Below are 17,088 nucleotides of genomic sequence, written 5' to 3'. Positions count from 1 at the left end.
CGCCCGGTCGGGGCCGGCGTATCCTCGTGCCATCAGTTCCTGGTGCGCGAATCGCACGGTCCGGTGGGAAGTCCGGACGGCGCCTGCGGGCGCCCGTCGCTCCTCTCGTGGAGAATCCGGCGTCACCGGGTCCGCCTCGGCGCACCTGGAGACCTCATGCCCACGACCGCATCCCCGTCCACGACCTTCACCGTCTACTTCACCGGACGGTTCTGGGTCGGGGTCTACGAGCACCACGACCACGGATGGGTGAGGGCCGCGAGGGTCGCCTTCGGCTCCGAGCCCGGCGAGGCCGAGCTGTACGAGTGGCTCCTCGCCCACGGCGGCGCCCTCGGCGAGCGCGCCGCGAGGGCCCCCTGGGTTCGCGAGGGGCGGGACGGCGCCCGCGGACGGATGAACCCGAAGCGGGCGCAGCGGCAGGCGGCGAAGGAGGCGGCGAGGCCCCGTGCGAGCACCGCCGCGCAGGAGGCGGTCAGGGCCGAGCAGGAGTCGCGCGCTGCGGCGGCGGGCGAGGCCCGGCGTCAGGACCGCGAGGAGGAGCGGGGGCGCCGCCGTGGAATCCGGCGGGCGAGGGCCAGGGCCCGACACCGGGGACGCTGACCGGGCACGAGGGCTCAGCCGATCCCAGCCATGAGGACGCCGCCGTGCTCGACCCGGGGTGCGCCGCGGCGGCGTCTCCAGGGCACGGCCCGCCTGTGTCCGCGCCCGTGTCGGGCCCGACCGGTGGCGCCCTCCGTCCTGCGACGCGGGATCCGGCCCCGCGCCTTCACAGGGCGGACGCTGCGGCGAGGACCGTCGGCGGCCCGCCCCTCCCGCCGGTCCGTCGCGCCCCTTCCACGGCCCGGGGGCCTGTCGACCCCGAGCGACGCGAGCTGCTCGAAGAACCCGCCGGTCCGTCGCGCCCCTCCCGCCGTGCGGGCCGACCGGCCGGGATCCCACGACGAGGCCGGTCGGGCGAGGCCGGTCGGGGGCGCCCGACCCGTGGAATCGGACCCCGGAAGGAATAGAACGCCCCCGGAAAAGGTTGAGCGAGGTAGACTCAACTCAGTCAATGCCCCTGGAAGAAGGACTCATGGACACCGAGAAACTGACCACCATGAGCCGCGACGCGGTCACCACCGCCGTGCGGCTGGCCCTCACCGAGGGCAACCCCACCGCCGAGCCGGTGCACCTGCTCCATGCCATGCTCATGGTGCCCGAGAACTCCGTCGGCCCGCTGCTGACCGGCGTCGGCGCCGACCCGGCGCGCATCGACGCCGAGGCCCAGCGCGCCGTCAAGAGGCTCCCCAGCACGAGCGGCTCGTCCGTCTCGCAGCCCCAGCTGTCGGGCTCGTTCGCGCGCGTCATGGCCGACGCCGAGAACCGCGCCGACCGGATGGGCGACCAGTACGTGAGCACCGAGCACCTGCTCATCGCCCTCGCCTCCGTGCCCGGCGAGGCCCAGACCATCCTCACCGGCGCTGGCGTGAGCGCCGACGGCCTGGAGAAGGCCTTCAACGACGGCCGGGGCGAACGGCGCATCACGAGCCCCGAGGCCGAGGGAGGCGAGAGCGCGCTCGACAAGTACTCCGTCGACCTCACCAGGGAGGCCTCCGACGGCAAGCTCGACCCGGTCATCGGTCGCGACCAGGAGATCCGCCGCGTCGCCCAGGTGCTGAGCCGCCGCACCAAGAACAACCCGGTGCTCATCGGCGAGCCCGGCGTCGGCAAGACCGCCGTCGTCGAGGGCCTGGCCCAGCGCATCGTCAAGGGCGACGTGCCCGACTCGCTGCGCGGGCGCCGCCTCGTCTCGCTCGACCTGTCCTCGATGGTCGCCGGCGCCAAGTACCGCGGCGAGTTCGAGGAGCGCCTCAAGGCCGTCCTCAAGGAGATCCAGGAGGCCGAGGGCCAGATCATCACCTTCATCGACGAGCTCCACACGGTCGTCGGCGCCGGCGCCTCCGAGGGCTCCATGGACGCCTCGAACATGCTCAAGCCGATGCTCGCCCGCGGTCAGCTGCGCCTCATCGGCGCCACGACGCTCGACGAGTACCGCGAGCACATCGAGAAGGACCCGGCCCTGGAGCGCCGCTTCCAGCAGGTCTACGTCGGCGAGCCCACCGTCGAGGACTCCGTCGCGATCCTGCGCGGCCTGCGCGAGCGCTACGAGGCCCACCACAAGGTGCGCATCACCGATTCGGCGCTCGTCGCCGCCGCCCAGCTGTCGAACCGCTACATCACCGGCCGCCAGCTTCCCGACAAGGCCATCGACCTCGTCGACGAGGCCGCCAGCCGGCTGCGCATGGAGATCGACTCGAGCCCCGAGGAGATCGACAACCTGCGCCGCCAGGTCGACCGCCTCACGATGGAGCAGTTCGCCGTCGAGAAGGAGGACGACCCCGCGTCGAAGGCCCGCCTGGCGCACCTGAGCCAGGAGCTGGCCGACGCCCAGGAGGAGCTGCGCGGCCTGGAGGCCCGCTGGGCCGCCGAGAAGGAGGGCCTCAACCGGGTCGGCGAGCTGAAGACCCGGATCGACGCCCTGCGCACCGACGCCGAGCGCTACACGCGCGACGGCGACCTGGCCCGTGCCAGTCAGATCCTCTACGGCGAGATCCCCGCCCTCGAGAAGCAGCTCGACGAGGCCACCGCGGCCGAGGAGGACGGCCAGCGCACCTCGATGGTCTCCGAGGAGGTCACGAGCGAGGACATCGCCGAGGTCGTCTCGGCGTGGACGGGCATCCCCGTCGGCAAGATGCTCGAGGGCGAGAGCGCCAAGCTGCTCGACATGGAGAACCGTCTGGCCGCCCGCCTGGTCGGCCAGAAGAAGGCCGTGCAGGCCGTCTCCGACGCCGTGCGGCGCGCCCGCGCCGGCATCTCCGACCCGAACCGACCGACCGGCTCGTTCATGTTCCTCGGACCCACCGGCGTCGGCAAGACCGAGTTGGCCAAGGCGCTGGCCGAGTTCCTCTTCGACGACGAGACGGCCATGGTGCGCATCGACATGAGCGAGTACATGGAGAAGCACACCGTCTCGCGCCTGGTCGGCGCCCCGCCCGGCTACGTCGGCTACGAGGAGGGCGGCCAGCTCACCGAGGCTGTGCGGCGCCGCCCGTACTCGGTGGTGCTGCTCGACGAGATCGAGAAGGCCCATCCGGACGTCTTCAACATCCTCCTCCAGGTGCTCGACGACGGCCGCCTCACCGACGGCCAGGGCCGCACGGTGGACTTCCGCAACGTCATCCTCATCCTCACGAGCAATCTCGGCTCGCAGTACATGGCCGATCCGGCGCTCAGCGAGCAGGAGCGCCGCGAGCGGGTCATGGCCGTCGTGCACGAGGCCTTCCGCCCCGAGTTCCTCAACCGGCTCGACGAGATGGTCCTCTTCGACGCGCTGAGCCGAGACGACCTCGACCGCATCGTCGGGATCAACCTCGACCGGCTCAACAGGCGCCTGGCCGAGCGCCGCATCACGGTCGAGACCACCGACGCGGCCCGCAACTGGCTCGCGTCCACCGGCTACGACCCGGTCTACGGCGCCCGTCCGCTGCGCCGGCTCATGCAGACCACCATCGAGGACCAGCTGGCCCGCGCCATGCTGTCCGGGGCGGTCACCGACGGGCAGACGGTCCGCTTCGACGAGGACGGGGCCGGCACCGGCCTGCGCATCGCCGAGACGACCGGCGAGGGCTCGCAGGAGGGCTGATGCGCGGTCCCTCCTGTTACGCGTCCCCTGTGGGATGAGGCGGGGCGCCCACCGACCGGTGGGCGCCCCGCCCCTGCGTCCGCCGGGCGCCGAGGGGGCGTACGGCGCAGGACCCGCATGATCCCGCCGGGCCCGTCTCGGCGTCCGCCGGGTGCGGGACGGCCCATGGGGAAACGTGCCGAGCGTCCACCTCACATCACATCGCCGGGGACGGGGACGGCGCGTGCCGTCCCGAGACGTGGCCGGGACGATGAACGGTGCCAGGCGCCGCGGCGGGTGCGGGGCCGCGCATCCGAGGGCTGCTCCTGCGCCGACACCGTCTCGGAGTCGACGCCGCGTCGGGGGAAGCCGGGGGAATGAGGGAGGGGCCGCACCCCGCCGGGCGCGGCCCCTCCCCCTCACACGATCACTCGTCGCCGATCGCCTTGTCGGCCTTGTCCGCGGCCTCGTCGATCTTCTCGTCGAATCCGCCGCCGGTGACCTTCTTCGCGGCCTCCCGGGCCTTGTCGATGATGCTGTCGCTGACCTGCTCGGCCTTGTCGCCGTGGAGCGCGTCCTCGGCCTTCCTCGCGAAGTCGTCCAGAGCCATGATGCTTCCCTTCGTTGACGAGTGCGGAGCGCCCTGCGGCGCCTCGGGCCCATCGTGCCAGCCGGGGGGCTCCGTCGCCAGTGCCGCGAACGTCGGACGCCGTCGGGGCGTAGCCTGGCCGGGCCCCGGTGATCGGAGCGCGACCACCGGCGGTGCCCCGGTGCCCCGGTGCGCACAGGCATCCGACGCTCCGCCGGCCGGGGCGCGAGCGGGAAGGGGGATGCGATGACCGACCGGTCAGAGGGTGGCTCCGCCCTCCACGTCGTGCCCGACCGCTACGTGCCCGGCGCCTTCGTCGTCGCCGGTTCCGGGGTGGAGCACTCCTTCGTCGACCCGGCCGACCCCGCGCACGTCGAGTTCCCCTACATGGAGCGCATCTGCGAGCTCCTCGACCTCTGGGCGCCGGCCGGTGAGCGCTTCCGCGTCGTCCACGTGGGCGGCGCGGGGATGACGCTGGCCCGCTACGTCGCGCACACCCGGCCGACCTCGCCGCAGATCGTCCTGGAGCCCGATGCAGAGCTGACCGCCGAGGTGCGCGCCAGGCTGCCGCTGCCGCCGCGCTCGGGCATCAAGGTGCGCCCCCAGGACGGCCGCACCGGGCTGGGCGCCATGCGCGCGGACTACGCGCGGGTCATCATCGTCGACGCCTTCGCCGAGTTGTCGGTGCCCGGCGAGCTCGTCACCGCGCAGGCCTTCGCCGAGTACGCCCGCGTGCTGGCCCCCGACGGCGTCGTCGCGCTCAACATCACCGACGTCAGGCCGTTCGGCTGGACCTGCACTGTGCTGGCCGGGGCGGCGGTACGCTTCGGGGAACTCGCCCTCAGCTCCGAACCGGCCATCCTCAAGGGGAGGCGCATGGGAAACCTCGTCGTGCTCGCCTCGAACCGGCCCCTGCCGATGGACGGCCTCGTCCGCAGGAGCGGCTCGGCCGTCTTCCCGTACCGCTGGATCCACGGCGAGCGGCTGCGGCGGTGGCGCGGGCGCGCCGAGCCCTTCGACGACGCGGCACCCGTGCCGAGCCCGGTGCCCGACGACGCGAGGACGCACTTCTCGTGACCGTCTGCTCGTGACCGCCTCGGCGGCGGGCCCTGCGGGGTCCCTGGTCCTGAGGTGGGCTTCTGATCCTGCGACCGCTGGAGGCGCCGAATTCTGCGGTTTCCGTTCGTCAGCGCTCGTTCCGAGACTTCTCCCGTCCGTCGGGGCTGCGGCTGGGCGGGCGGCCGAGCGGTGGCCCGGCGGCCCGCCGCTGCCGGGGCGTTCAGCCTAAGCTTGGGGTCATGGCCGACCACGAGCAGAGCGGGCGCGAGCAGGACGAGCCCGAGCAGCCCGAGACCGATTCCGGGCAGGATCGGCCTGAACCAGAACCCGGGCAGTCCGAGCCCGAGCCCGAGCATGTCGAGTCCGAGCAGGACGGGTCCCTGGCGGATGAGCTCGGGCAGGACGGTCTTGAGCAGGAGCGGTCTGGTTCTGCTTCTGAGCGGTCCGGGCAGGGCGAGGGTGGGGAGGACGGGTCGGTTCGGGCCGGGCCCGAGCAGGAGGAGGCCGGCGAGGGCGAGTCGGCTCAACCCGAGCCCGAACAGGACGAAGACGAATCCGGGCAGGGCGCTCTTGAACAGGAGCGGTCTGACTCCGTGTCCGAGCGGGACGAGGCCGGACAGCCCGAGGCGGGTCAGGAGCAGGACGAATCCGGGCAGGATGCTCTCGAGCAGGAGCGGTCTGGTTCTGCGTCTGAGCGGTCCGGGCAGGGCGAGGGCGTGGAGGGCGAGTCGGCTCGACCCGAGCCCGAACAGGACGAAGACGAATCCGGGCAGGGCGCTCTTGAACAGGAGCGGTCTGACTCCGTGTCCGAGCGGGACGAGGCCGGACAGCCCGAGGCGGGTCAGGAGCAGGACGAATCCGGGCAGGATGCTCTCGAGCAGGAGCGGTCTGGTTCTGCGTCTGAGCAGTCCGGGCAGGGCGAGGGTGCGGAGAGCGGGTCGGTTCAGGCCGAGCCCGAGCAGTCCGAGACCGAGTGGTCCGGGCGGGGTGCGGCCGGGGAGAAGGAGGATGAGTCGGCTCGGCCCGAGTCCGGGCCCGAGCAGGAGCGGTCTGACTCCGTGTCCGGTCAGGACGAGGCCGGACAGCCCGAGGCGGGTCAGGGGCAGCCCGGGTCCGGGCAGGATGCTCTCGAGCAGGAGCGGTCTGGTTCTGCTTCTGAGCAGTCCGGGCAGGGCGAGGGTGCGGGGGGCGAGTCGGTTCAGGCCGAGCCCGAGCAGGAGCGGTCTGACTTCGCGTCCGGTCAGGACGAGGCCGGACAGCCCGAGGCGGGTCAGGGGCAGGACGAGTCCACGCCCGAGCGGCCCAAGCCCGAGACGGGCCAGGAGAAGCCCGCGCCCGAGCCCGAGCAGCCCGAACTCGAGCGGGGGCAGGACGGATCCGGTCAGGAGGAGCTCGGGGCCGAGCAGGCCGAATCCCCGGAGGAGCGGCCCCGGCCCGAGCGGCATGAGCGTGAATCCCAGCGAGAACGGCCCGAACCCGAGCCCGGTGAGGCTGGGCTCGAACCGGTCAGCCCGGGGCGGGAATGGTTCGAGACTGCATCCGGGCGGGCCGAGCCCGGATACCCGTCCGGGCAGTCCGCGCCCGAGCAGCCCGCTCCTCGGAAGAGCCGGAGAGGGAAGCGGGCATGGCGGTTCTGGGTGATCGCCGCTCTCGTCCTGGTCGTCGTGGCCGTCGCCGCGGGCGCCGTGTGGATCGGCTGGGGCTCCAATGTCTGGGCCCGCCCGCGCCAAGCCGCTGCACTCGCCGACTACCGGAACGGTTGCACCGACAGGACGATCGGCGAGGCCGCCGACGGCGAGGTCGTCGGCTCGCTGTCCATCGACTCACTGGGCGTCGAGGTGCCGATCCGCAAGGGTGTCGGGGGCCAGTCGCTGCGCGGAGGCGTCGGCTGGTACCCCGCGAGCGCCGAGCCGGGTCGGACGGGCAACTTCGCCGTCGCCGGCTATCGGGCGGGCTACGGCCGGCCCTTCGCCGGCCTGCTCTCGCTCGACGTGGGCGACGAGATCGTCGTGCAGGTCTGCCGGGCCAGCCACACCTACGTCGTCGACGTGGCCCCGCGCGATCTGACCGTCCAGTCGGACGACGACTGGGTGCTCGACGCGGTGCCCGGCCATCCCGAGCAACTGCCGAGCCGGGCCGTCATGACGCTCACCGCCAACCAGGATCTGCTGCCCACCGGGGACCGCTCGGTCGGCTTCGCGCATCTGGAGGAGTAGCCGTCGCTGCCGGGCTCCTCGCCGAGAACCGCCCAGAGGTTCGTGCCAGAGGCCGCGGGGTCGGCAGCCCGCAGTGGCTGGCCCGTATCCGGGGGATCGCCGGGGGACTTCTCTCCGCCGGACGCATGCCCGGAGCCGCCCCGGGTGCCGCGGCGCTCGCGTCCGGCGCCGCTTCACGTCCGTCGCCACCTTGCTCAGGCCCGTCCCCCCGCTCCCCGCACGGGCGCCGGCGGGCGGGCCCGAGGGCGGATCATCCGGCGGGCCCGGTCCAGCGCAGCAGATAGCGGTAGTAGAGGCCCCGCCTGATCCGTGCGCCGGGCAGGACCTCCCGGGCGATCCGGCGGATCTCCCGCAGGTCCTCCCGGGCCCCGGCGACGGGCACGCCGATGTCGCGGGTCTCGTGGTGCACGAGCGAGCCGAACCTGGCGACGGGCAGTGTGAGGGCGCTGAAGGCCCAGTCGAGCGGGCTCCGGTTGGCGGTCAGACCGACCACCAGCAGCTCGCCGCCGGGTCTGAGCATCCGTGCCGCGCGGGTCAGGGCGGCGCGCGGGTCCATGTGGTGCAGGCTCGCCACGAAGGTGATGAGATCGTAACCGTCCTCATCCGGGACGAACTGCTCGAAGTCGCAGTGCACGAGGAGCGTGTTCGCCTCGCCGGCCAGACGGGCCCCGGCCCGACCGACCGAGATCTCGTCCTTCTCGACGCCGGTGGCGCTCGCGACCAGGGGAGCGAGGTGCTGCAGCAGGAGCCCCTCGCCGCAGCCCACGTCGAGCACACGGCAGCGGCCGTGCCGCGCCACCGCATCGATGATCCATCGGTGGTAGGCGACGTTGTGGTTCCAGTAGTCGTGCCCGGCCCCGCCTGGACGGGCGGAGGACGGCTCCGGCCCCGGTTCATGCGCCCCGCTCCGGATCCGTGCAGAACGCGTCGGCCAGACCTGCTCGGCGCCGGGGCGATGACCGGTTGGCATGAGCCGACAATAGCCTTGACGGGGCTCTTCGATGGAGCCGGGAGGCGTCGAGTGCGGCGATCGCGCTCGCCGGCGCCGCACACTCCGACCACGAGGCGGCCGCCGAGCTGGCGGGGATGGGCGCGCCCGCGGCTGCACGCCGGACGCCTTCCCGAGCTCATCGCCGCCGCCATCGAGGGCGAGGACCTCGGGCGCCGGGCCGAGCGGCGGGACGCCGGGACGGCGGGCTGACGGGCCCGCCCGGGAACTGCGCGACGGACTCCGCGACCCCCCGATCCGGATGCCGCTCCTGGGGCGCCGGGCGCCGTAATCTGTTCGGTGGGTTTCGACAGGAGTCTGGTGGGGATGTGCGCGGTGAATGGTCGTGGCGAGGAGCCGCAGCCGGATGGTCCCGGCGGCGTCGACGGGCCGGAGACGGATGGTGCGCGGAACGCGGGGCATGAGCCGACCAGGTCCCATCCCGCGCGGGCGGCGGCCTCCGGGACGGGCGATGCCGCGGCCCCCGGGAAGACGGCCTCGGGGAAGAGGCGTCTGCGCGCATGGGGTCCGGGCGGTGTCCGCGACCTGGCCGCACGGGAGCAGGCCGAGCCCGCGGCCAGGCAGCTCTACTCGCCGCAGCGGGTCATGCCGGCCCCCCGCAGGGTCCGGGCGGGCACCGTCCCGGACTGGTGGTGGGCGAATCGTCCCCGCCGGGCGCTGCGCGAGGCGAGGGGCTGCTATCGCCCGAGACGACTGATCCCCGACGATCTCGCGGGCTTCTCCCTGATGGGCCCCTCGTCCCTGAGGCTGTGGTTCGTGCCCGTCCCGGGGCTGCCCCGCAGGTGGTCCGGGGACTGAGCGGGTCGTCCTCGCGCGCCGCCCCGCGTCGTCCGTCGCCGGGGGAGGGGCGCGGGGCGCGACCGCACGGTCCCCATCGGGCCGGGCCGATTCTCGGACCGTGGTGGGATGCCCCGCCCGTGGGCCGGCGCCTAGAATCGTGTGAAACGAGTACCCCGAGCGGTCACCGTTGACCGGCCAGGAGGACGGATGAGCAGGATCCGTGTCGCCATCGTCGGCGTGGGCAATTGCGCGTCGTCGCTGGTGCAGGGCGTCACCCACTACGCCGACGCCGACCCGACCAGCACGGTGGGCGGGCTCATGCACGTCCGGTTCGGCGACTATCACGTCTCGGACATCGAGTTCGTGGCGGCCTTCGACGTCGACGCCGCCAAGGTCGGCCTCGACCTGGCCGACGCCATCAGCGCGTCCGAGAACAACACCATCCGGATCGCCGACGTCGCCCCGACCGGGGTGCGGGTGCAGCGCGGCGTCACCCTCGACGGCTTCGGCACGTATTACCGCGAGACCGTGACGGAGTCCGCCGAGCCTTCGGTCGACGTGGTCCGCGCCCTCAAGGACGCACGGGCCGATGTCGTCGTCTCCTACCTGCCGGTGGGCTCGGAGGAGGCCGACCGGTTCTACGCCCAGTGCGCGATCGACGCCGGCTGCGCCTTCGTCAACTGCCTGCCGGTCTTCATCGCCTCCGACCCGGCCTGGGCGCAGAGGTTCGCCGACGCGGGCCTGCCCGTCATCGGCGACGACGTCAAGTCGCAGATCGGCGCCACCATCACCCACCGTGTGCTGGCCCGGCTCTTCGAGGAGCGCGGCATCACTCTCGACCGCACCTACCAGCTGAACGTCGGCGGCAACATGGACTTCAAGAACATGCTGGAGCGCGAGCGGCTGGTCTCGAAGAGGATCTCCAAGACCCGCGCCGTCACCTCGAACGTCGAGAAGGAGTTCGCCGACAAGGACATTCACATCGGGCCGTCCGACTACGTGGGCTGGCTGGACGACCGCAAGTTCGCCTTCGTGCGGCTGGAGGGCCGCAACTTCGGCGGAGCCCCGGTCGCGCTGGAGTACAAGCTGGAGGTCTGGGACTCCCCGAACTCGGCCGGTGTGGTCATCGACGCCATTCGTGCCGCCAGGATCGGCCTGGACCGCGGCATCGGCGGCCCGCTGCTGTCGCCGTCGTCCTTCTTCATGAAGTCGCCGCCCGAGCAGCGCCACGACGAGTACGCGATGGCCTCCACCGAGGACTTCATCGCGGGCAGGGTCGAGCGCTGAGCGGCCGACCCCGGGGGCGGACGCGCCGGAATCCCCGCACGCCGCGCGAGCGCGTGCTGCTGTCGGAGGGGTCGAGCCTGACGGCCCGCGAGTTCGTCGCCGTGCTGGGCGCTCGCGGCATCGACGTCGAGGTGGCCTCCCCGACCCGCCGCCCGCTGGCCTCCTTCAGCAGGTGGTGCCGGGCGGTGCGCCCGGTCCCGGCCCCCGGGGACGACCCCGTGGGCTATCTGCGCGCGCTCGACGCCCTGCTCGCCGCGGGGCGCTGCACCGCGCTGCTGGCCACCCACGAGCAGGCGTGGCTGCTGGCCGCGGGCGAGCGGTACCTGCCGCACGCCCGCGGGCGGCTCGCCGTCGCCGGAGCCGGGGCGTTCGAGCGGGTGCAGTCCAAGATCTCCTTCGCGGCCCTGTGCGACGAGCTCGGCATCCCCCAGCCCGCCTGGCACGAGGTGGGCTGCGAGGCGGACCTGGACCGGGTCGGGTACCCGGTGTGGGTCAAGGCCGCCTACTCGACGGCGGGCCGCGGCGTCCGCCGCGCCGCCACCCGCGCCGAGGCGGTCTCGGCCTGGCGGGCCCTCGGGGGCGCCGGGACCGCTGGGACCGCCGGGGGCATCGGGACCGCCGGGGCCTCCGACGATTCCGGAAGAGACGGTCCCGGGGAAGCACGGGCCGGGGCAACCGGGAGGACTCCCGAGAGGGCTCCCGTCAAGGTCATGGTGCAGGCGCCGGCCGCCGGGGCCTACCGGCAGGTCGCCGCCCTGTTCGACCGCGGCCGGCTCATCGCGGCGGCCTGCTCCCAGCGCATCGGCCTGGGCGCGGGCGGGTCCGCGGCGTCCCGGCTGTCGGTGGCGGACCCGGGCGCGGTCGACGCCGTCGTCCGCCTGGGCCGGGAGCTGGAGTGGCACGGCGGCCTGACCTGCGACTACTTCGCCGACCGCGGCGGGCGCAGACTGTTCATCGAGTGCAACCCCCGCACCACCGAGCCCGGCAACGCCGCCGCGGCGGGCGTCGACCTGCCGTCCCTCACCATCGCCCTGGCCACGGGCGGGCCGCTGCCCCGCGCGCCGCTCATCGCCCGGGCGGGGGTGCGCACGCGCTCGACCATGGCGCTCGCGCTGGGGGCCGCCGAGACGCGGGGCACCCGCCGGGCGGTCGTCGGGGCACTGGGCCGCGCCCTGTGCGGCCGGGGACCCCTGCGGGGCAGCCGCGAGGTCCTCACCCCGGTCCTGCGCGACCCTCCCGGCCTGGTGCCCGCCCTGGCCGCCGTCGGCGCCGTCCTCGTCCGGCCCGGCGCCGTCGCGGACCTGGCGGGCGACGCCGTCGGCGCCTATGCGATCACGCCCGCCACCATCGCCCGGCTGAACGGCGGACCGGCCTGAGCCCGGGGGCCGATCCCGTCGCGCCCCGTCATTCACCCGGCCCCGGGCGGACCGGCCCGAGCCCAAGGGTCGCGCCCGGCCCGCATCCGCGGCGGTGCGCCCGGGCGGTTCGCCGGGAGGACAATGCGGCGTCGCGCCGCGCCGCCCCGGACCGGGCGGCGTAGCCTGCCGGGGTGCCGACCCCGATCCGAGTGACGAAGATCCACCACGCCTGCCTGACGGTCGACGACGGGAGCACGAGGCTCCTGCTCGACCCGGGCCGGTTCGGGCCCCGCCCCGACCTGGACGGCATCGACGCCGTGCTCATCACCCACCGGCACTTCGACCACTTCGACCCGGAGCTCGTCGAGGAGGCCCTGGGCCGCGGCGTCCCCGTCTGGATGCCGGGGGATGCATTCGGCGACCTCGGCGATTCCAGCGGCGCGGTCGGCGACAACCTGCACGAGGCGGTTGCGGGCGCGACGCTGCGCATAGGCGCCCTGACCGTCCAGGTGTCCGGCAGCCGCCATGCCGAGGTGCACCCGACCATCCCGGGCCCGGAGAACCGCGCCTACCTGATCGACGAGCGGGTGCTCGTCACCGGCGACGAGCACCCCGCCCCGCCGGGGCGCCTCACGGCCCTGGTCACCCCCGCCGACGCCCCGTGGCTGCGCGCCGCCGACCTGATCCGCTACGTGCGCGCCGTGCGCCCCGAACTCGTCGTCGGCGTCCACGACGGCCTGCTCAACGCGGACGGGCTCAGCGTGGCCCGCCGCGTGGTCGACTCGCTGCGGGGCGAGGGCGCGGCCCGATCCGCCCTGCTCGCCGACGGCGAGGCCATCGACATCCCCGAATGACGGCGCCCCCGCTCCGCCGCGGACGCGGGCGGACGAACCGGCGGCGGGGCCGGAGTCGCCGGCACCGCATCGGTCCGGCCCGGACCGCCGCGCGGTCGACCAAGGCGGTTGACCAACCGAAGTCAGATGAAGGATCATTGGTCGCATGAGAACGGTGAAGGTTCAGGAGGCCAAGACGCACCTGTCCGCGCTGCTGGCGGAGGTGGAGCGCGGCTCCACGATCGCCATCGCCCGGGGACCGCGGACTATCGCGCACCTGGTTCCGGCCGACTCCGGTGAGCGCGAACTCGGATTCGGCGGTTACCGACTGCCGGACAGCTTCTTCGACGAGCTGCCCGAGGAGGAGCTGGACGCCTGGGAGGGGGCGTGAGCGACTGCCTGCTGGACACTCACACCCTCATGTGGGCCATCAACGAGCCCTCCCGCCTGGGGGCCGGAGCCGTCGAGGGTGACGCCGCGCTGGACCGCGACCCCGGTCGGGGCGAGCCCGCCGGTCCGGACGCCCGCCGCCCAGCCCGAACCCGCCGCGACCGGCCCCGACCGCGATCGGGGCGGCGAATCGGGTCGGGATTGGGACGATGTACCCGCCGCCCAACGACTAGAGTCGGGAGCATCGCCCCGAGCGGGCGCCGTTGACCGGCCAGGAGGACGGATGAGCAGGATCCGTGTCGCCATCGTCGGCGTGGGCAATTGCGCGTCGTCGCTGGTGCAGGGCGTCACCCACTACGCCGACGCCGACCCGACCAGCACGGTGGGCGGGCTCATGCACGTCCGGTTCGGCGACTACCACGTCTCGGACATCGAGTTCGTGGCGGCCTTCGACGTCGACGCCGCCAAGGTCGGCCTCGACCTGGCCGACGCCATCAGCGCGTCCGAGAACAACACCATCCGGATCGCCGACGTCGCCCCGACCGGGGTGCGGGTGCAGCGCGGCGTCACCCTCGACGGCTTCGGCACGTATTACCGCGAGACCGTGACGGAGTCCGCCGAGCCTTCGGTCGACGTGGTCCGCGCCCTCAAGGACGCACGGGCCGATGTCGTCGTCTCCTACCTGCCGGTGGGCTCGGAGGAGGCCGACCGGTTCTACGCCCAGTGCGCGATCGACGCCGGCTGCGCCTTCGTCAACTGCCTGCCGGTCTTCATCGCCTCCGACCCGGCCTGGGCGCAGAGGTTCGCCGACGCGGGCCTGCCCGTCATCGGCGACGACGTCAAGTCGCAGATCGGCGCCACCATCACCCACCGTGTGCTGGCCCGGCTCTTCGAGGAGCGCGGCATCACTCTCGACCGCACCTACCAGCTGAACGTCGGCGGCAACATGGACTTCAAGAACATGCTGGAGCGCGAGCGGCTGGTCTCGAAGAGGATCTCCAAGACCCGCGCCGTCACCTCGAACGTCGAGAAGGAGTTCGCCGACAAGGACATTCACATCGGGCCGTCCGACTACGTGGGCTGGCTGGACGACCGCAAGTTCGCCTTCGTGCGGCTGGAGGGCCGCAACTTCGGCGGAGCCCCGGTCGCGCTGGAGTACAAGCTGGAGGTCTGGGACTCCCCGAACTCGGCCGGTGTGGTCATCGACGCCATTCGCGCCGCGCGGATCGGCCTGGACCGCGGCATCGGCGGCCCGCTGCTGTCGCCGTCGTCCTTCTTCATGAAGTCGCCGCCCGAGCAGCGCCACGACGAGTACGCGATGGCCTCCACCGAGGACTTCATCGCGGGCAGGGTCGAGCGCTGAGGGGCCGGCGTGGATCGGACGGGGCCGCGTCGGCTCGGGCCCCGCCCGGTTGCGTCCCTGAATGCGTTCGTGAGCGTCTGCTCGTGGATTGTGCGCGGGTGAGCGCTGCGGCTGCTGGTCAGGGACGAGAATCGAATCCGCCGGAGTAGCCTGGCTGCCACCGGGACGGTGGTCGGGACGGTGATGATGACGGACGAGGGCGGCGATGCCCGCAGTGCGAGGGGGAGGCGGGACTCCTACCATGTCGGGCTCGACACGGGCGCCGTCATCGATGCCGCCGTCGAGCTCTCCCGAGGCGCCGGGTTGACGGCCTGGTCCCTGCGCGATCTCGCGGAGCGGCTGGGGGTCGCCCCCTCGGTCATCTACCACCATGTGGGCGGGCGCGAGCTGCTCAGCCAGCATGTCGTCGAGCGGGTCCTGGCCCTCGTGGGCCTGCCGACGCGGGTCATGCCGTGGCGCCAGTGGTTCCGCGAGGCGCTCTTCCCGATCCGGCCCGTCCTGGCCGCCTATCCGGGCACGGCCCGGTGGATGCTCCTGCACGGCCCGGTCCTCACGGGCCTCTCCCCGGTCATCGACGCGGGGATCGCCTCCTTGCGGCGGGCGGGTTTCGGGCGCAATGCGGCACTCGCCTGCAGCTCCCTGGCCAACATGGCGGTGATGACGATCGCCGCGGCGGACGATCGCGTCCTGCACGAGGGCGACGCTCCCCGCGATCATGCGGGCCTCATCCGCTCGCTCGATGCGGTTGCGGCCGACAGCGCCGGCATCTGCGAGGTGAGTCGCGATCTGCTGAGACAGTTCACCGGTTCGGCGCAACAGATCGAGGCGGCCCGGGACCGCTACTATCGCTACGTCCTCGAGCGGCTGATGGACGGGCTCGAGGCCTGGCTCGAGTCCGGAATGCCGGATTGACCAGGTGCTCCTCCTTCGTCTGCAGTTCTCTCAGCGGTTCTTCCGGGGTCTGCCCGGATTGTAATTAGAACATCGTTCACATAGGCTGTCCTCAGTTCGTCGGAGGGGCTCGGAGGGCTGCTCCCCTGCGGTTCCCGGAGCCCGGTCCCGACGCCGATCGAGCAGATGCGAAGCCCGCCCGGCGGCGGGTCGGAGGGGGTGGGCCATGTCGGCCTCGCAGACGGTGCGGAAGCAGCGGCGCGGCAGGAGTTCCTCGCAGGTCGGGGTCGTCCTCTCGGCGGTCTTCCTGGCCTATCTGGGGCAGACGACGCTCAACCCGGTCATCGCACCACTGTCGCGCGAGGTCGGGCTGGCGGAGTGGCAGATAGGCCTCACGATCAGCGTCGCAGCGGTGATGGTCGTGCTCACCAGCCAGTCCTGGGGGCGTCGATCCCAGTCCTGGGGGCGCAAGCCGGTCCTCGTCGCGGCGCTGGGGATCTGCGCCACGACCATGGCCCTCTTCGCTCTCATCGCCGCCCTGGGGGTGGGAGGGGCCCTGAGCGGCACGCCGCTGTTCTGCCTGTTCGTCCTGACCCGCGGGCTGGTCTTCGGCGCGGCGCTCGCAGCGATCATGCCCACGGCCCAGGCCTACGTCGCCGATGTCACCTCGAACGAGGAGGAGCGCGTGCGCGGCATGGCCGGCGTCGGGGCCTCGCAGGGCATGGCCTCGATAGCCGGCGCCCTCGTGGGAGGCCTGCTGTCGGGCATCTCGCTCATGGTCTCGGTCGACATGGTGCCGGTCTTCCTGCTCGCGGGTCTGCTCGTCGTCCTCGTCGCCCTGCACCGCGAGGAGGGCGCCGAGCTGGTCGCGGAGCCGACGCATGTGCGGCCCTCCGATCCCCGGGTCTGGCCCTTCCTCGTCGCGGGCTTCGGCATGTTCACCTCCCTGGGCCTCATCCAGGTCGTCACCGGCTTCCTCGTGCAGGACCGCCTCCGCCTCGACGCGAACACGACCGGTCTCGTCACCGGCGGGGCGCTTCTGGCCGCCGGCGTCGGGATGGTGCTGGCGCAGAGCATCATCGTGCCCCGCTCGAAGTGGTCGCCCCCCACTCTGCTGCGGGTGGGGAGTTTCACGGGCGCCGTCGGCTTCGCCCTGCTCGCCGTCAATGGCGGGGCCGCGCTCCTCATCGTCGCGGTGACGGTGATCGGGGCCGGTGTCGGCATCGCCATGCCCGGCTACACCGCCGGCCCGACCCTGCTCATGAGCCGTGAGGAGCAGGGCGGCCTCGCCGGCCTGATCGGGGCGACCAATGGGCTGACCTACGTCGTCTCGCCCACGGCCGGCACCGCCATGTACGGGATCTCGCCGATCCTGCCGATCGTCGCCGGCGGCGTGATCCTCGCTCTCGTCCTCGTCTTCGTCCTCGTGCACCGCAGTTTCCGCCGCGCGCCGGCTGAAGCCGCGGGGGCGGCAGGGGCGGCAGGCGGGGGCGCCGGCTGAGGCCGCGGAGGCGGCCAGACCGGGGTGCGCCCGGGGCCTGGTCCCCTCTCGGCCTGCTCCACAGGGTGTGGTCGCCCGGTTCCACGTCCCTGGATGCGTCTGTGAGCGCCGGCCCGTGGACTGCGCGGGGGTGGGCGCTGTGGTTGCAGTC

Annotated in this window: 14 protein-coding genes; 12 read left to right on the top strand and 2 right to left on the bottom strand. The window is 73.1% G+C overall.

Annotated features, from left to right (window positions below; genetic code table 11):
• The first annotated feature begins 156 nt into the window (after positions 1 to 156).
• Together EGX94_RS05040 and clpB are read left to right on the top strand one after the other, a co-directional pair.
• On the top strand, positions 157 to 600 hold the full coding sequence (locus EGX94_RS05040; protein WP_021796511.1) for a YjdF family protein: 444 nt from the start codon (positions 157 to 159) through the stop codon (positions 598 to 600).
• Between the two features lie 472 nt (positions 601 to 1,072).
• Positions 1,073 to 3,682, top strand: coding sequence for an ATP-dependent chaperone ClpB (gene clpB / locus EGX94_RS05035; protein WP_043120316.1), 2,610 nt, complete (start codon positions 1,073 to 1,075; stop codon positions 3,680 to 3,682).
• Between the two features lie 406 nt (positions 3,683 to 4,088).
• Here clpB and EGX94_RS05030 read toward each other — a convergent pair whose 3' ends face one another.
• The gene (locus tag EGX94_RS05030) at positions 4,089 to 4,271 is read right to left on the bottom strand and encodes an Rv0909 family putative TA system antitoxin (protein WP_021796505.1); all 183 of its coding nucleotides are present in this window, start codon (positions 4,269 to 4,271) and stop codon (positions 4,089 to 4,091) included.
• A gap of 225 nt (positions 4,272 to 4,496) precedes the next feature.
• Between EGX94_RS05030 and EGX94_RS05025 the strand changes: the two genes are divergently transcribed.
• Entirely contained in the window at positions 4,497 to 5,327 is an 831-nt protein-coding gene (locus tag EGX94_RS05025) for a spermidine synthase (RefSeq protein WP_021796507.1), read from the top strand.
• Positions 5,328 to 5,548: 221 nt separating this feature from the next.
• Complete coding sequence (locus EGX94_RS05020; protein ID WP_021796504.1) at positions 5,549 to 7,525, top strand: class E sortase; 1,977 nt, start codon at positions 5,549 to 5,551, stop codon at positions 7,523 to 7,525.
• A gap of 250 nt (positions 7,526 to 7,775) precedes the next feature.
• Here EGX94_RS05020 and EGX94_RS05015 read toward each other — a convergent pair whose 3' ends face one another.
• Positions 7,776 to 8,495: a class I SAM-dependent methyltransferase gene (locus tag EGX94_RS05015; RefSeq protein ID WP_021796510.1), complete on the bottom strand. Its 720-nt coding sequence runs from the start codon at positions 8,493 to 8,495 to the stop codon at positions 7,776 to 7,778.
• Between the two features lie 318 nt (positions 8,496 to 8,813).
• Here EGX94_RS05015 and EGX94_RS05010 point away from each other — a divergent pair, with 318 nt between their 5' ends.
• From EGX94_RS05010 to EGX94_RS04970, 8 genes are all read left to right on the top strand, one after another.
• Positions 8,814 to 9,332, top strand: a complete 519-nt coding sequence (locus EGX94_RS05010) for a hypothetical protein (RefSeq protein ID WP_021796513.1) — start codon at positions 8,814 to 8,816, stop codon at positions 9,330 to 9,332.
• Between the two features lie 189 nt (positions 9,333 to 9,521).
• A complete protein-coding gene (locus EGX94_RS05005) occupies positions 9,522 to 10,601 on the top strand; it encodes an inositol-3-phosphate synthase (RefSeq protein ID WP_123825971.1) in 1,080 nt (359 codons plus the stop codon).
• 53 nt (positions 10,602 to 10,654) lie between these two features.
• Positions 10,655 to 11,977 (top strand): ATP-grasp domain-containing protein, encoded by a 1,323-nt coding sequence (locus EGX94_RS05000; RefSeq protein ID WP_123825973.1) that lies wholly within the window; start codon positions 10,655 to 10,657, stop codon positions 11,975 to 11,977.
• A gap of 173 nt (positions 11,978 to 12,150) precedes the next feature.
• Entirely contained in the window at positions 12,151 to 12,813 is a 663-nt protein-coding gene (locus tag EGX94_RS04995; protein WP_021798060.1) for an MBL fold metallo-hydrolase, read from the top strand.
• A gap of 145 nt (positions 12,814 to 12,958) precedes the next feature.
• Complete coding sequence (locus EGX94_RS04990; RefSeq protein ID WP_021798059.1) at positions 12,959 to 13,183, top strand: type II toxin-antitoxin system Phd/YefM family antitoxin; 225 nt, start codon at positions 12,959 to 12,961, stop codon at positions 13,181 to 13,183.
• A gap of 282 nt (positions 13,184 to 13,465) precedes the next feature.
• On the top strand, positions 13,466 to 14,545 hold the full coding sequence (locus EGX94_RS04980) for an inositol-3-phosphate synthase (RefSeq protein ID WP_123825971.1): 1,080 nt from the start codon (positions 13,466 to 13,468) through the stop codon (positions 14,543 to 14,545).
• 183 nt (positions 14,546 to 14,728) lie between these two features.
• The gene (locus EGX94_RS04975) at positions 14,729 to 15,457 is read left to right on the top strand and encodes a TetR/AcrR family transcriptional regulator (RefSeq protein ID WP_226906051.1); all 729 of its coding nucleotides are present in this window, start codon (positions 14,729 to 14,731) and stop codon (positions 15,455 to 15,457) included.
• A gap of 205 nt (positions 15,458 to 15,662) precedes the next feature.
• Entirely contained in the window at positions 15,663 to 16,937 is a 1,275-nt protein-coding gene (locus EGX94_RS04970) for an MFS transporter (protein ID WP_021798823.1), read from the top strand.
• Positions 16,938 to 17,088 lie beyond the last annotated feature (151 nt).

The organism is Propionibacterium acidifaciens (assembly GCF_003798325.1).
Lineage (GTDB): Bacteria > Actinomycetota > Actinomycetes > Propionibacteriales > Propionibacteriaceae > Propionibacterium > Propionibacterium acidifaciens.
This window is presented reverse-complemented; position numbering and strand designations above follow the sequence as displayed.

Coding starts and splice junctions, on each gene's coding strand:
- EGX94_RS05030 (WP_021796505.1), bottom strand. CDS start 4,271: ATGGCTCTGGACGACTTCGCGAGGAAGGCCGAGGACGCGCTCCACGGC.
- EGX94_RS04975 (WP_226906051.1), top strand. CDS start 14,729: ATGATGACGGACGAGGGCGGCGATGCCCGCAGTGCGAGGGGGAGGCGG.
- EGX94_RS04980 (WP_123825971.1), top strand. CDS start 13,466: ATGAGCAGGATCCGTGTCGCCATCGTCGGCGTGGGCAATTGCGCGTCG.
- EGX94_RS04970 (WP_021798823.1), top strand. CDS start 15,663: ATGTCGGCCTCGCAGACGGTGCGGAAGCAGCGGCGCGGCAGGAGTTCC.
- EGX94_RS05015 (WP_021796510.1), bottom strand. CDS start 8,495: ATGCCAACCGGTCATCGCCCCGGCGCCGAGCAGGTCTGGCCGACGCGT.
- EGX94_RS04990 (WP_021798059.1), top strand. CDS start 12,959: ATGAGAACGGTGAAGGTTCAGGAGGCCAAGACGCACCTGTCCGCGCTG.
- EGX94_RS05020 (WP_021796504.1), top strand. CDS start 5,549: ATGGCCGACCACGAGCAGAGCGGGCGCGAGCAGGACGAGCCCGAGCAG.
- EGX94_RS05040 (WP_021796511.1), top strand. CDS start 157: ATGCCCACGACCGCATCCCCGTCCACGACCTTCACCGTCTACTTCACC.
- EGX94_RS05005 (WP_123825971.1), top strand. CDS start 9,522: ATGAGCAGGATCCGTGTCGCCATCGTCGGCGTGGGCAATTGCGCGTCG.
- clpB (WP_043120316.1), top strand. CDS start 1,073: ATGGACACCGAGAAACTGACCACCATGAGCCGCGACGCGGTCACCACC.
- EGX94_RS05025 (WP_021796507.1), top strand. CDS start 4,497: ATGACCGACCGGTCAGAGGGTGGCTCCGCCCTCCACGTCGTGCCCGAC.